Here is a 14,407-nt window from a genome sequence, read left to right on the forward strand (position 1 = left end):
GATCATGCACACCCCCCACTCTGAAGCGGCCCCGAACCTGTCGGGCGGCATGAGCGATGCGGTACGCCAGTTCGACTGGAGCCGCACCGCCCTGGGGCCGGCGCCGCAATGGCAGGCTTCGCTGCGCATCGCCGTGGACATGCTGCTGGCTTCCAAGTTTCCGGGTTGCCTGGTGTGGGGCCCCGAGCTGATCAGCATCCACAACGACGCGTTCGTGCCCTTGCTCGGCGCCAAGCCGGCGCCGCTGGGCAAGCCGCTGAGCGTGATCTGGAGCGACGTGTGGGACGATATCAGCGCCCTGGCGCAGCGGGCCTACGCCGGCGAAGCGGTGTTCATGGAAAACTTCGCGCTCGATACCGACCGCAACGGGGACGTGGAGCGGGCGTACTTCACCTTCTGCTACAGCCCGGTGCGCGACGAGTCCGGCCAGGTGGCGGGCTTTCTGAACACCGTGTTCGAAACCACCGAGACGGTCAGAAACGAGCAGGTGTGGCGCGAACGCGCCGATGCCTTCGAACAGAAGATCATGGAGCAGACCGCAGACCACGAGCGCATCTGGGAGCTGTCCAGCGACATCATGATGCTGGTGCGCGAAGACCTGCAGATCTACGCCATCAATGCCTGCGGTCGCGAGCTGCTGGGCTGGGACGATTCGTTCATCGGCAGGCCGGTGCTGGAGCTGTGCCATGTCGACGACCGGCCGGGCATCGAAGCGGTGCACCAGCAACTGCGGGCCGGGCAGACCGTGCAGGGCTTCAAGTGCCGCTACCGTCACCGCGACGGCCATTACCGCTGGTTCAACTGGTCGATCGTGCCCAGCACCGGCATCTATACCGCCATCGGCCACGACATCACCCTGGACCAGGAGCGCGCCGCGGCCCTGGTGCAAGCCGAGGAACTGCTGCGCCAGAGCCAGAAGATGGATGCCGTGGGCCAGTTGACCGCCGGCATGGCGCACGACTTCAACAACCTGCTGACCGGCATCAGCGGCAGCCTGGAAATGATCGAGCGGCGTATCGGCAGTGGCCAGCTGGACGGCCTGGATCGCTACATCGCCGCCGCCAAGGAGGCGTCCCAGCGCGCGGCGGTGCTCACCCACCGCCTGCTGGCATTCGCCCGGCGCCAGCCCCTCGACCCGCGCCCGGCAGACCTCAATGCCCTGGTGCACGGCATGGACGCCCTGATCCGCCAGACCCTGGGCCCGGACATCGCCCTGCAGCTGAAGGTCGAGCCGCAGCTGTGGCGCACCCTGGTGGACGCCAACCAGCTGGAAAACGCCTTGCTCAACCTGTGCATCAACGCACGCGATGCGATGCGCGCCGGCGGGCGCCTGACCATCAGTACCGGCAATGAACGCTACGATGCCCGGGTCGCAGGCAGGGACGGCCTGCCCCCTGGCGACTACTGCTCGCTGACGGTCGAGGACGACGGCCAGGGCATGAGCCCCCAGGTGATGGAGCGCGCCTTCGAACCCTTCTTCACCACCAAGCCCGTGGGCCAGGGCACCGGCCTGGGCCTGTCGATGGTGTACGGTTTCGTGCGTCAGTCGGGCGGGCGGGTGTGGATCGAGGCGTCCGATACCGGCGGCACCCGCATCAGGCTGGTGCTGCCACGCTACTGTGGCGCCGACGGCCAGTCTGCGGCCAGCGTACCGGTGCCGGCCAAGGCCAGCGTGCCGGGCAAGGGGCGGATCCTGCTGATCGATGACGAACCGACCCTGCGCATGCTGATCAAGGAGGTGCTGCAACAGGAAGGCTACGACGTGATCGAGGCCGTGGATGGCCGTTCAGGCCTGGCGGCGTGCCTGGCCGGCCCGCCGGTCGACCTGCTGATCACCGACATCGGCCTGCCCGGCGGTTTCAGTGGGCGCCAGGTGGCCAGCGAGGTGCGCCGGCACAACCCGCAGCAGAACATACTGTTCATCACCGGCTACACCGACGAAGCCATCGCCCAGCGTGACACCCTCGAGGCGGGGGTGGAACTGCTGACCAAGCCGTTCCCGCTGGACCGCCTGCAGCGCAAGGTCAAGGCCATGCTTCAGCGCGCCGAGTCGCGCGGGCCGGGGGCCGGCACGCCGGCGCCCTGACTGGCCACGCGCTCCAGCAGCAGGTAGACGACGCAGGCCACCAGCAGCGGCAGCAGAAAGTACAGTACGCGGTAGGCAATCAGCGCCGCCAGCAGGGTGCCCTTGGCGTACTGGCCCTGCAGCAGGGTGATGAACACCGTCTCCAGCACCCCCAGGCCTGCCGGAATATGCGTGATCACCCCGGCAATGCTGCTGATCATCAACACCCCGACGATGCTCGGGTAGCCCACCTTGTCCGGCAGCAGGGTGTAGATCACCAGCCCCATCAGCAGCCAGTTGCATGCCCCCATGACGGCCTGCAGCAGTGCCAGGCGGATACCCGGCAGCGTGAGCACCTGCCCGCGCACCTGCCAGCTGCGGCGCCTGGCGAACGCGCAGGCGCCCAGGTAGGCCGCAGCGGCCAGCAGCATCAGCACGCCGATCACGCGCAGCCCGCCGGTGCCGATCTCCATCCCCGCCGGCAGGCGCGGCAGGCCACAGGCGAACAGGCTGCCGGCCACCAGCAGGTAGCCCAGCCAGTTGGTCACCAGGCCCAGCCCGAGCAGGCGGCTGATGGTCGGTACATCCAGCCCCAGGCGCGAATACAGGCGATAGCGCAGGGCAACCCCGCCCACCCAGGCACTCAGGTTCAGGTTGAACGCGTAGCACACGAAGGCCAGCGGCACGACCTGGCGCGCCGGCAGCTGGTGGCCGGTGTAGCGCCGCCCCAGCAGGTCATAGCAGCTGAACAGCACGAAGCTGCACGCCGCAATCGCCCCGCCCAGCAGCAACACCCCGGGCGGATAGGACACCAGGGCGTGACGCACCTCGCCCCAGTCCTGGTTGCGCAGCAACATGAACAGCAATGTCGGTATCAGGATGAAGAACGCCAGGGTCAGGGCCCGGCGCGCCCATTGCCAGTGTGTGCCGGAAAGCTTCATGACAGTGGCTCCTGGAGCGCCGCTGGCGGCTGCAGCGGCTTGAGCCGGGGCTGGTGCGCAGGCAGCCAGCCGACGATGGCCGGGAACAGGCGGGTGAAGTGGAACGCCATGAAGATCAGCGGTGCGCGCCACCAGTAGCCGCGCAGCACCCGTTGCAGGGTCACCGGCTTGCATTGGCTGTGGGCCAGCGCCTGCAGGTGCTCGCCCAGCAGCTGGTTGAAGGCCTGGTCGCGGATCACCAGGTTGGCCTCGAGGTTCAGCGACAGGCTCAGCGGGTCGAGGTTGCTCGACCCCACCGTGGACCACTCGCGGTCCACCACCGCGACCTTGCCGTGCAGCGGGCGCTCGCAGTACTCGTGAATGCGCACGCCGTCGCGCAGCAGGTAGTTGTAGAGCATGCGCGAGCACAGCCGCACCAGCGGCATGTCGGGCATGCCCTGCAGGATCAGGGTGACGTCCACGCCACGCCGGGCCGCATTGCGCAGGGCCCGCAGCATCCGGTAGCCGGGGAAGAAGTACGCATTGGCGATGATGATCCGTTCGCGCGCGGTGACGATGGCGCGCATGTAGTGCTGCTCGATGTCGGTGGGGTGCTCGGCGTTGTCGCGGATGCACAGGCACATGCGCGCCTGCACGCTGTCGGCACTGATCGGCGGTGCCCGGCGCCACCAGCCCCGGGGCCGCACAGGGCGGGCGCGCTGGGCGTCGAGCAGGGTCAGGGTGGCCTGCTGCAGGTCGGCCACGATCGGCCCCCGTACCCGCACGGCGTAGTCCTGCTTGGCCATCGGCCCGAAGTCGGCCAGGTGGTCGGCGCTGTAGTTGATTCCACCGACAAAGGCAGTGTGCCCGTCGATCACCAGGATCTTGCGGTGCAGGCGGCGGAACAGGTTGGTGCGCAGCCCCAGCCGCCGCGGGCTCGGGTCGAACGCCTGCAGGTGCACTCCGGCCTGGCTCAGCGCCAGCAGAAAGGCGCTGCTCAGGTCGGCGGTGCCATAACCGTCCACCAGCACCTCCACCTGCACGCCGCGTTGCGCTGCCTCGATCAATACCTGTTGCAGCTGCTTGCCGACCTTGTCTTCGAAAATGATGAAGGTCTCCAGCAGCACCTGCTCCCTGGCATTGGCAATCGCCTCGAAGGCGGCCGGGAAGTACGCCTCGCCATTGATCAGCAATTGCACCTCGTTATCCTCGCGCCAGTCGGCCTTCATAGCAGTACCTCCACGAACAGCGGCAAGTGGTCTGACAGGTGCGACCAGGGTTTGCGCCCCATCACCCGGGGTTGCCGGGCCTGGGCGTTGCGCACATAGATACGGTCCAGGCACAGCAGCGGCCAGCGCGCCGGAAAGCTGCGTGCGGGGCGCCCGTGGGCCTGGGTGAACACCTCCACCAGGCCGCAGCCGGCCAGGTGCTGGTCGGCGCGCTGGCGCCAGTCATTGAAGTCGCCCGCCACGATCACCGGCGCCTCGACGGGCAGGCTGTCCAGCAGCCGGCACAGCAGGCGCAACTGCTTGACGCGCTGGCGCTCATCCAGCCCCAGGTGCGCACACACGGTATGCAGCGGGCGCTGGCCGGGTACATCGAGCACGGCGTGGAGCAGGCCGCGGCGCTCGCTGCCGGTCACGCTCACATCGAGGTTTTCGTAATGCCGGATGGCGAACTTGGACAGCAGCGCATTGCCGTGCTCGCCGTCCGGGTACACAGCGTTGCGCCCGTAGGCGTACTGCGGCCACAGGCTGTCGGCCAGGAACTCGTACTGCGGCACGTGGGACCAGTCCGGGTGGCGGCTGGCATGGCCACGGTGGCTGCCCAGCACCTCCTGCAGAAACACCAGGTCGGCGTCCTGGCTGCGCACGGCCTCGCGTAGCTCGGGCAGCACATAACGCCGGTTGAACGCGCTGAAGCCCTTGTGCACATTCACCGTAAGCACCCGCACGGCGTGCTCGGTGATCTGCCGGCCGGCCACCGGCGGGGGCTGGGGCAGGCTCATGGGGCGTTGCCCGGGCCGAGCATCTGCGCCACCTTGCGCGTCAGCTGGGTGAACTTGAATGGCTTGTTGATCATCTGCATGCCCGGGTCGAGAAAGCCCCGGCACGAGGTGGCGTTTTCGGCGTAGCCGGTGATGAACAGCACCTTCAGCCCCGGGCGCAGCTTGCGCGCGATCTCCGCCAGCTGGCGCCCGTTCATCCCCGGCAGCCCCACATCGCTGATCAGCAGGTCGATCGGCCGGTCGGAGCGCAGAACCGACAGTGCCAGGCTGGCGTCGGCCACCTCGCAGCACTGGTAGCCCTGCTCGGCGAGGGTCTCGTGGACCAGCTGGCGCACCGTGTGGTCGTCCTCCACGATCAGCACGCGGTTGCTGCCATTGGCCTCTGGCGGCGGGCCGGGGGCGGGCGCTGGCGCGCCCTGTACATCCCCCACATGACGCGGCAGGTAGAGCTCGACCTGGGTGCCATGGCCGATGCTGCTGTACAGCGCCACGTGCCCCTGTGACTGGCGACTGAAGCCATACACCATCGACAGGCCCAGCCCGGTGCCCTGGCCGATGGGCTTGGTGGTGAAGAAGGGGTCGAAGGCGCGGTCCACGCTGCTTTGCGGCATGCCGCAGCCGTTGTCGTGCACGCTCAACAGTACATAGTCGCCGCTGGCCAGCGGATGCCCGCCAGGCAACGGCTTGCCCTGGCGACGGTTGCCGGCGTGGATGCGCAGCTCACCGCCGTTGGGCATGGCATCACGGGCGTTGCTCAGCAGGTTGTCGATGGCTTCGCGCAACTGCTGCGCGTCCACCTCGATGTGCCACAGGTCGGCGTCGAGGCTGACCTGCAGGTCGATCTGCGGGGTCAGCAGGGCGCGCAGCTGGTCGCCGTCCAGCAGGCTGGCCAGGCTGACCGGGCCCGCATCCAGCGGCTGACGGCTGGAGAATGCCAGCAGCCGATGGGTCATGCTGGCGGCGCGCTGCACCGCCCCCAGGCTCATGTCGATAAGCTTGGGCAGGTCTTCCTGGCGGCCCTGGGCAAGGCGCCGGCGGATCAGCTCCACGCTGCCGCCGATGCCGGTAAGCAGGTTGTTGAAGTCGTGGGCCACACCGCCGGCCAACTGGCCGATGGCTTCCATCTTCTGCGTGTGGCGCAGCTGTTGTTCGTCTTCGCGCAGGTGGCGCAGTTGCTCTTCCACCCGCTGCTCCAGGTCCTGCAGGCGGGCCGCGCTGTACTGGGCCTGGTACTGGCGACGGCGCGCGCGCAGCGAAGCGTGGGTCAGGGCCAGCAGGCCGCTGGGCTGGAACGGGCATGCCAGCAGGAACAGGTTGCCCAGCGCCGTGTGCAGGTCGGCGTCCGGCGCCCGGGCCGGGCTGGTCAGCAGCACCACCGGCAGGTCCGACCAGACGGGCTGGGTACGCAGGTAGTTGTGCACGGGCGACTGCACGAAGCCGCCCAGGGACTCGTCGGCGATGATGGCCAGCCCCGCGCCCTGGCCCAGGGCATCGGCCATCTCGTCCAGGTCGCGGGTGGCCAGCGCCTGTATGCCGGCTTCGTCGAACAGGTTCAGCGCCAGGCGGCTGAGGGTGGGCGGGGCAAGTATCAGTGCGCGTTCGCCGTTTGGCACCGAATTGTTCACGGGCGATCTCCTTTGATAACGCACAGCCAGGCGATTGCCTTTTTATCCATGCACTATCACTGGACACGCCACTTTCGGCGGGGTTCAAAACGCTTGCGGGAGCCCGGACGAGGGGCCTCAGAGGCCTTGCTGCACCAGCGGATCGTCCGGGTTCTGCTGCTCCAGCTGGGCCAGCAGCACCTGCACGTTCTGCAGCTGGCCGGTCTCTTTCCAGTAGCCGATCAGCAGCACCCGCGCCTTGCGGTTGGCCGGCTGGCGGGCGAGCAGGGTTTCGAGCTGCTTCTGCGCCACCTCGACCTGCTCCAGGCTGTGCAGGGTCAACGCCAGGGTATAGCGATACTCGGCGTTGTCCGGGTCCAGCGCCAGGGCCCGGTCGAACGCCAGCAGCGCGTATTCGTGCTGGTCGTGGCGCATCAGCCACAGGCCCAGCTCGTGTTGCAGGAAGGCCGAGTCTGGGTGGCGCTTGAGCGCCTGGGCCAGCAGCTCGCGGGAGGCATCGGCGTGGCCCTGGCTGTCGAGCAGGCGCACCTTGGCCGCCAGTGCCTCGAGGTCGTCGGGGGCCAGCGCCAGCGCTCGCTCCAGTGCCTGCGCCGCCTCGTCGTCATGGCCCTCGTGCACGTACAGCCGGGCCAGGTGCACCTGGGCGGCGGCATCGTCGAGCTGCTTGAGCAAGGCCTGCTGGTACTGCTCCAGTGCCTGCTGCAGCGGGCCGTAGTACAGGCCGACATCGTCCGGGCCCAGCCCCAGCAGCGCATCGACCGCGGCAAAGCGCACGCTCTGCTCGGGGTCTTCGAGCATCGGCCCCAGCAGCACGCTGCGCTGCGGCGCCGGCACCAGCGCGCTGATGCTGGCGATCGCCGCGCGGCGCACCAGCGGGTCGTCGTGGCTCAGGTCCTGGTCGGCCAGCTTCAGCGCCAGCGGCGAAGGGTAGTTGGGCAGCTCGGCATGCAGGCTGGCGCGGCGAATGCCCGACAGGTCGGCGCGCGCCAGTTGCTGGTACAGCACCCGCGCCGCCCCCGGCTGCCCTTCATGGGCCATGGTCAGCGCCTTGGTGTAGCCATGGCTGGGGGCCGGCGCGGGGGCCGGGGCGTCACCCAGCCAGCCGTAGCCCAGCCCGATGACGAGCAGCACGAGCAGGCTGAGCAGTGTATAGAGGCGCGGTTTTGACATGCGGCATCCGGGCAGGCGGGGTGGGGCAAGCTTGGGTCAGCCAGGAAACGGAGTCAATCCGTTTTCCCCCTTCACCTGCCCGCGCCCTGCGCCGCAGCCCGTGCCGCGAGCCGTCAGGTGCGAAAATGCACCACCAGGCTCTGCAGGTCGCTGCCCAGGCGCGCCAGTTCGACGCTGGAGCTGGCGATCTCGCTGCTGGCCAGTGCCGACTGGTCGGCGGTTTCGCGCACATGCAGCACGTTGCGGGTGATTTCCTCGACCACCGTGGTCTGTTCTTCGGCGGCGCTGGCGATGCGCAGGCTCATCTGCTGGATGTCCGAGACCTGCCGGGTGATCGCCGCCAGCGCATCGCCGGTGTTGCGCACCCCGGTCACGGTCGACTGGGTCTGCTCCACGCTGGACTGCATGATCTGCGTACTCTCGTTGGCAATGCGCTGCAACTCGCCGATCAGGTGCTCGATCTCCTCGGAAGACTGCTGGGTACGCTGGGCCAGGCTGCGCACCTCGTCGGCCACCACTGCGAAGCCGCGCCCGGCCTCGCCGGCACGTGCCGCCTCGATGGCGGCATTGAGCGCCAGCAGGTTGGTCTGCCCGGCCACGGCCTTGATCACCCCGAGCACGCTGGCGATACGGTCGATTTCCTGGTGCAGGCGGCTCATCGACTCGGCCGACACCCCGACCTCGCCGGCCAGCGCCTCGATCTGCACGATGGCATTGCGCGAGATGCCCGAGGCGCCGCTGGCTTCCTCGTCGGCCTGGCGGGCCGCCTGGGCTGCGTCTTCGGAGTTGCGTGCCACGGCCTGCACCATCGAGGTCATCTGGTTCATGGCGGTGGCGACCCGGTCGGTGTCGCTGCGCTGGCTGTCGGTGCCGGCCTGGGTCTGGGTGGTGATGGTGGCCAGCTGGCTGGCCGATACCGCCAGTTGCGAGGAGCCGTGACCAATGCGCGTGATCACCTCGCGCAGACGCTGGCTCATGTCGCCGATGGCGCGCAGCAGCTGGCCCAGTTCGTCTCGCCGATGGCTGTCCAGCTGCACGGTGAGGTCGCCGTGGGCGATGCGCTCGGCCGCCTCCAGGCTCTGGCGCAGCGGGCGTACGATCTGCCGGCCGATCAGCCAGGCGATCAGGGTGCCCAGCACCAGGGTCGCGACGGTCACGCCCAGCAGAATCGAGACCACCGTGGCCACGCTGGCGGCAGCGCGCTCCTCTTCCTTCTTGTACAGCACGTTGATGCTGCCCTGCAGGTCGGCCAGCAGGGCATTGGCCTGCACCACCCGGGCGCTGTCGGGCGGGTCCAGGGCCAGGGCGGCCTGGTGGGTGGTGATGTAGCCCTGCAGGCCGTCGGCCAGTTGCTGCACGGTCTGCAGGTCTTCGGCGGGCCAGGCGCCGCGCTGCACGTCCTCGAGCACCGCGTTCAGTGCGCTGTGCAAGGCCTGCTGGTGGGTCTGGTGGGTGTCCAGGTGGGCGGCCTGGGGCGCCAGCGCGTACTGGTAGTTGGCCTCGCGGGCAAACACCGTTTCGTCGAACAGGGTGCTCAGTCGGTTGATCCGCTCGAACGAAGTCTTGTCGTTGTGCAACCCCTTGAGGCCGGTGGCGGCCAACCACACCGCCAGGGCCAGCATCAGCCCGAAGCCCAGTGCCAGTTTGCGGGTGACGGTGAGGTTTTCCAGTGAAAGTACGCGCAGCATGAACGCTCCTTAGAGTGGGGGGAACGTGGTTCCCGCCACACTATAGAAGCGCTGTCGCAGTGGATGAAGGCCAAGTGCCATACATCACGCCAAACGTTGATCCAGCTCAATTTTATTGTCGGACAAAATTCAGAAGTCGTAACTCAGGCTGGTGTAGTAGAACGCGCCCTGGGCGCCCTCGGGCGAGGTGATCGAGTACTTCTGCACCCCGTACAGGGTCTGGCCTTCGAGTTTGTCGGGGTGGCTGTCGAACAGGTTGATCGCACCCACCGAGACCTTCAGCCCCTGGTCGAAGCGGTAGCTCAGGTCCAGGTCGGTGATCCACTGCGCGCTGAAGGTCTGGTCCAGGTCAGGGTTGCTGGCATTGAGGCTCTGCCATTCACCGTAGCGGCGCTGGGTCAGGGTCACGCCCCAGTTCTGGTACAGCCAATTGGCGCTGAGGGTCAGCTTGGTGTCGGGGGTGCCGTGCTCGATCAGGCCCTGGGTGGCGCGCCCGACGATCTGGTTGCCGGCAATGCCGCCGGCATCGCGCAGTTCGGTGATGCGCGTGCGGGTCTTGGCGAAGCCGGCGTTCAGGTCCAGCCGGCCGTACTGCGCCAGGTCCCACTGGTACTGGCCGGCCAGCTCGATGCCGTCGGTGCGGGTGTCGGCAATGTTGGTATAGAACGCCGCACTCTGGATGTTGGCATACGGCGTACCGGCGAAGATCGGCCCCACCACGCTGGCCGGCAACTGGTCGGACAGGGTGATGCGGTTGTCGATGTCGATGCGGTAGGCGTCCACGGTCACCGAGGCGTTGGCCAGCGGGCGCCACACCAGGCCCAGGGAGTAGTTGGTCGACTCTTCGGGCTTGAGCGCGCGCCCGCCCAGCAGCGCGGCCTCGGGGCTGTCGGCACGCAGGGTGCGCTGCTGCACCTCGACCCAGTTGCCGCTGCCAGGTGGCTGCTCCACCACCTGCACGCTGAACGAGGACAGCCCGCTCTGCACCAGCGAAGGGGCGCGGTAGCCGGTGCTGAGGCTGCCGCGTGCGGCGATCTGCGGGGTGAAGTCGTAGCGCAGCGACAGCTTGCCGTTGGTGGTGTCGCCAAAGTCCGAGTAATGCTCCGAGCGCAGCGCCACGCCGGCCTGGAACTTGTCGGTGAGCTGCCCTTCGAGGTCGACATAGGCGCCGAACACCTTGCGCTCCAGCGACGCGGCATCGACGTTGGTGATGCCCGAGTAGTAACCGGGGATCGGCCGCCCGCTGACCGGGTCCAGGCTGCCGAACAGCGGCCCGTTCTGCCAGCCGGCCGCCTCGCCGGCGCCCAGGTGGTAGTTCTCCTTGCGCCAGGCCAGGCCCGCCGACAGGGTCAGCGGCCTGGCCAGCAGGTCGGTGGGGAAGTCGCGCACCCAGTCCAGGGTCAGGTTGGTCTGTTGGTTCTCGCGCTCGCCGGTGTAGATGCTCGACGGGCTGGCCGTGCCCCAGCTGGGGTTGATGGCGTTGCGGTCGGTGGACTTCAACGTGTCGTTGCCGTAGTTGGCTGCCAGGTCGAACGTGCCCAGGGTTTCGTCCTCCCAGCGCAGGCCGCCGGTCACGGCATAGTCTTGCAGGTTGTAGCGGGTGACCGGCAGGCGCCCGTCCGGGTAGCGGCGCAGCGCATCGCTGCCGTAGTTGCGGGCCAGGGTGGTGGGCGGGTCGAAGAAGCCGTCGGCGTCGGTGTTCTTGTGCGCATAGGTGGCAAAGCCATAGGCGGTCAGCCCTTCGCCCAGGCCGATTTCGCTGTTGGCCACCAGGTTGTACTGGTCCGAGACATTGCCCGAGCCCCAGCGCCAGGTGCGGTAGCGGTTGTTCTGCTCGCGCGGGGTATCGGTGCTGGTGCTGCCGGGGTAGAAGATCCGGTTGTCGGGGTTGGTGTCGCTGGCCGGGTCCTGGCTGCCGGCATCGAAGCTCAGGGTCAGGAAGCCATCGTTGGGCAGGGCCAGGCCCTTCCAGCCGCTGAGCTTGCGCTGCAGGCCGTCGCCCTTGTCGTAGCCGCCGAAGCGATAGCCCACGTTGCCGCCGTCGTCGTTCTCCTTGAGCACGATGTTGATCACCCCGGCGATGGCGTCCGAGCCGTACTGGGCGGCGGCGCCGTCGCGCAGGATCTCCACCCGCGACACCGCGCTGAGCGGGATCAGGCTCAGGTCCACGGCCGCTGCGCCACGCCCGTTGGCCAGGCCCTGGCGGGTCACGTTGGCGCTGGTATGGCGGCGCTTGCCGTTGACCAGCACCAGCACCTGGTCCGACGCCAGGCCGCGCAGCGAGGCGCCCTGGGCGATGGAGCCGGCGAACGCGCCCTGGGGCGACTGCGGGAAGCTGAACGAGGGCGACAGGGCGGTCAGCGCACCGGACAGGTCGCTGGCGCCGGTGTCCTGCAGCTTCTCGGCGCTCAGCACATCCACCGGGGCTGCGCTTTGCAGCGCGGTGACGTCGCTGCGGCGGGTGCCGACCACGACCACGGTATCGAGCTTGTCATCCGCGCCGGGTGCGGCCTGGGCAGAGCATTCGGGCACGGCAACGCTGCCGATGACCAGCGCGATGGCGCCGGCCAAGGGGGTGGGACGCAACATGGGGTGTACTCCTTGCAAGGCAGTTGAAGTGCGCCGGCAGCCTGCCGCCGGCGCGTTCGATCAGAATCGGCTGGTGACGCTGAGGCCGACCGTGCGCGGGTCGCCGTAGGTCAGCACGTACTGGCCCTGGGGGCCGTTGGGCCGGCCGTGCACCTGGTAGCGGCGGTCGGTGAGGTTGTTGACGAAGCCGGTCACGCTGAGCTTTTCATCCGCGCTGAACCAGGTCAGGCGGCTGTTGGCCAGGGTGTAGTGGGGCTGGCTGAGGGTCGGCTCGGCGCTGCTCTGGCGGTTGGCCAGAAAGTACTCCTTGTCGCGAAAACTCACGTCGGCGCCGGCCACCAGCTTGCCGCCGATCGCCAGCGGGATGGTGTAGTCGGCGCCCAGCGACACCACGTTGCGCGGCGAGCGCACGAAGCTGTTGCCGCTGTAGTCGGCGGTCACTTCGCCGGTGGTGGGGTTGACGTTCTTGAAGTCGGTGTACTCGGTGTCCAGGAACGACACCGCCGCGCGCAGGTGCAGGTAGTCGGTGGGCTGGCCCTCGATCTCCAGCTCCGCGCCCTTGACCTTGCCCTTGGCACCGTTGGTGAGCGCGGTGGTGAGCACGCCGCTGTTGACCGTCAGCAGGTTGACCTGGATGTCCTGGTAGTCGTAGTAGAACAGGTTGGCGTTGACCGTCAGGCGGTGGTCGAACCACTCCGATTTCAGGCCCAGCTCGTAGGCATCGAGCTGTTCCGGGTCGACCGTGGTCAGCTGCGCCAGGTTGCTCGACAGGCCGGTGTTGAAGCCGCCGGAGCGAAAGCCGTGGGCATAGCGAAAGAACACCCGCAGGTTGTCGTTGATGCGGTACTCGGGCGTCACATCGTAGGTCCAGGCGTCCCAGCGCTTGCTCTCGTCGCGGTTGCCGTTGGCGCCCGCAGCGCCCAGCGGCACCAGCGGGCCGTTGGCGCTGGTGCGGGTGAGCTGGGCCAGGTCCAGGTCGATGCTCTTTTTCTCGGTGGTCCAGCGCAGCCCGCCGGTCACGGTGAAGTTGTCGCTCAGGTCATAGGCCAGGTTGCCGAACAGCGCGTAGCTGTCGGTCTTGTGGGTGTAGTCGAGGCTGCTCAGGTCGACCCCGCCGATCTGGTTGGAGCCGGTGCCGTTGGGCGTCGGGCCCGGGGTCACGAAACGCCGGTCGGTGCTGTCGAGGGTTTCGTGAAAGTAATGGGTGCCGAGCATCCAGCGCAGGGTTTCCTGCTGCGGGGAGGCCAGGCGAAATTCCTGCGAGTACTGGTCGTAGCGGTTGTCGGTGTCGCTCGCGCCGTTGACCTCGTAGGGGGTGTAGTCGGCGTCGGTCAGCGACTGCTGGCGGATAGAGTCGTAGGCGGTGATGGAGGTCAGCCGGTAGTCGCCGATGTCCCAGTTCAGGGTCAGCGAGGTGCCGTCGTGGTCGAGTTTGGAGTGCTCGTCCACGTTCAGCTCGATGCGCCGCCCCTGGGGGCGCTGGTAGCCGACGTTGTAATAGGTGCCCAGCGGCAGCGAACCGCTGCTGCCATCGCCCTTGAACTGGCGCCCGTGGAGCTTCCACAGCGCCTCCAGGTCCGGGTTGAGCCTGGCCAGAAACTGTACGCGTACGGCCTTCTTGTTGACGTCGCCATAGGTCTGGTCGTTGGTCAGGTTGTGGGTGAAGCCGTCGCGCTCCTCGGAATACAGCGACACCCGGCCGGCCAGGCGTTCGTCCACCAGGGTGCCGCCCAGGGCGCCGTTGAGGATGCGTTCGTTCTTGCTGCCAAAGCCGATGGTGCCGAAGCCGTCGGTGTCGAAGGTGGGCTTTTTCGAGATCACGTTGACTGCCCCCGCCGTGGTGTTCTTGCCGTACAGGGTGCCCTGAGGGCCGCGCAGCACCTCGATGCGCTCCAGGTCGAACAGCGGGCCGCCGCCGGCGACGGGGGCGTTGAGGTAGACGTCGTCGGCATAGATGCCCACCGGGTAGACCGTGGCGGCGCCGGTGTCGCCGGTGCCCAGGCCGCGGATGTACCAGCGCGGGCGGCCATCGCCATCGGGGTTCTTGGCCGAGGCGTTGGGGATGAAGGTGGTGATGTCGCCCATGGCGCGCACGCCGTCGGCGGTGATACTGGTGCCCTGGACCGCGCTGACCGCCACCGGCACTTCCTGCAGGGTTTCTTCGCGGTGTTGTGCGGTGACGGTGACGGTCTTGAGTGCCGGCGTGGTGTTGTCGTCGGCGTGGGCGGTGCTGGTGCCTGCGAGCAGCAGGCCCAGGCCGATGCCCTTGGCCAGTGGATGAAGCTGATGCATGGTGTGGCTCCCCGAGTGTGGCTGATACGGGGCTAGAGCAGGGTTTGTGC

The 14,407-nt window shown here is 68.0% G+C and carries 9 protein-coding genes and 1 pseudogene; 1 reads left to right on the forward strand and 9 read right to left on the reverse strand.

The window, feature by feature from the left end; translation table 11 throughout:
- Window positions 1–4 precede the first annotated feature (4 nt).
- Window positions 5–2,086, forward strand: a complete 2,082-nt coding sequence (locus ACPRTJ_RS21985) for an ATP-binding protein (RefSeq protein WP_415377882.1) — start codon at window positions 5–7, stop codon at window positions 2,084–2,086.
- On the opposite strand, the gene ACPRTJ_RS21990 is transcribed toward ACPRTJ_RS21985, so the two are convergent.
- The 9 genes and pseudogenes from ACPRTJ_RS21990 to ACPRTJ_RS22030 form a co-directional block, all read right to left on the reverse strand.
- Complete coding sequence (locus ACPRTJ_RS21990) at window positions 2,038–3,006, reverse strand: lysylphosphatidylglycerol synthase domain-containing protein (protein WP_058540675.1); 969 nt, start codon at window positions 3,004–3,006, stop codon at window positions 2,038–2,040. The two genes, ACPRTJ_RS21985 and ACPRTJ_RS21990, sit on opposite strands and share 49 nt — an antisense overlap.
- The gene (clsB, locus tag ACPRTJ_RS21995; protein WP_236176897.1) at window positions 3,003–4,214 is read right to left on the reverse strand and encodes a cardiolipin synthase ClsB; all 1,212 of its coding nucleotides are present in this window, start codon (window positions 4,212–4,214) and stop codon (window positions 3,003–3,005) included. Before clsB ends, ACPRTJ_RS21990 begins: the two co-directional genes overlap by 4 nt.
- Window positions 4,211–4,993 (reverse strand): endonuclease/exonuclease/phosphatase family protein, encoded by a 783-nt coding sequence (locus tag ACPRTJ_RS22000; RefSeq protein ID WP_426427291.1) that lies wholly within the window; start codon window positions 4,991–4,993, stop codon window positions 4,211–4,213. The genes clsB and ACPRTJ_RS22000 overlap by 4 nt, the downstream gene beginning before the upstream one ends.
- On the reverse strand, window positions 4,990–6,618 hold the full coding sequence (locus tag ACPRTJ_RS22005; protein WP_426427292.1) for a response regulator: 1,629 nt from the start codon (window positions 6,616–6,618) through the stop codon (window positions 4,990–4,992). Before ACPRTJ_RS22005 ends, ACPRTJ_RS22000 begins: the two co-directional genes overlap by 4 nt.
- Before the next feature lie 117 nt (window positions 6,619–6,735).
- Window positions 6,736–7,788 carry a tetratricopeptide repeat protein gene (locus ACPRTJ_RS22010; RefSeq protein ID WP_054915374.1) on the reverse strand — a complete coding sequence of 351 codons (1,053 nt, stop codon included), beginning with the start codon at window positions 7,786–7,788 and terminating at the stop codon, window positions 6,736–6,738.
- Between the two features lie 113 nt (window positions 7,789–7,901).
- Complete coding sequence (locus tag ACPRTJ_RS22015; protein WP_370409184.1) at window positions 7,902–8,765, reverse strand: methyl-accepting chemotaxis protein; 864 nt, start codon at window positions 8,763–8,765, stop codon at window positions 7,902–7,904.
- Between the two features lie 39 nt (window positions 8,766–8,804).
- Window positions 8,805–9,476: pseudogene (locus tag ACPRTJ_RS22020) on the reverse strand (HAMP domain-containing protein); the annotation flags it as partial.
- Window positions 9,477–9,605: 129 nt separating this feature from the next.
- On the reverse strand, window positions 9,606–12,065 hold the full coding sequence (locus tag ACPRTJ_RS22025; protein ID WP_058540677.1) for a TonB-dependent receptor plug domain-containing protein: 2,460 nt from the start codon (window positions 12,063–12,065) through the stop codon (window positions 9,606–9,608).
- Between the two features lie 60 nt (window positions 12,066–12,125).
- Entirely contained in the window at window positions 12,126–14,357 is a 2,232-nt protein-coding gene (locus ACPRTJ_RS22030; protein ID WP_426427293.1) for a TonB-dependent receptor, read from the reverse strand.
- Window positions 14,358–14,407: the final 50 nt, after the last annotated feature.

Source organism: Pseudomonas palmensis, from assembly GCF_049942755.1.
Taxonomy (GTDB): domain Bacteria; phylum Pseudomonadota; class Gammaproteobacteria; order Pseudomonadales; family Pseudomonadaceae; genus Aquipseudomonas; species Aquipseudomonas palmensis.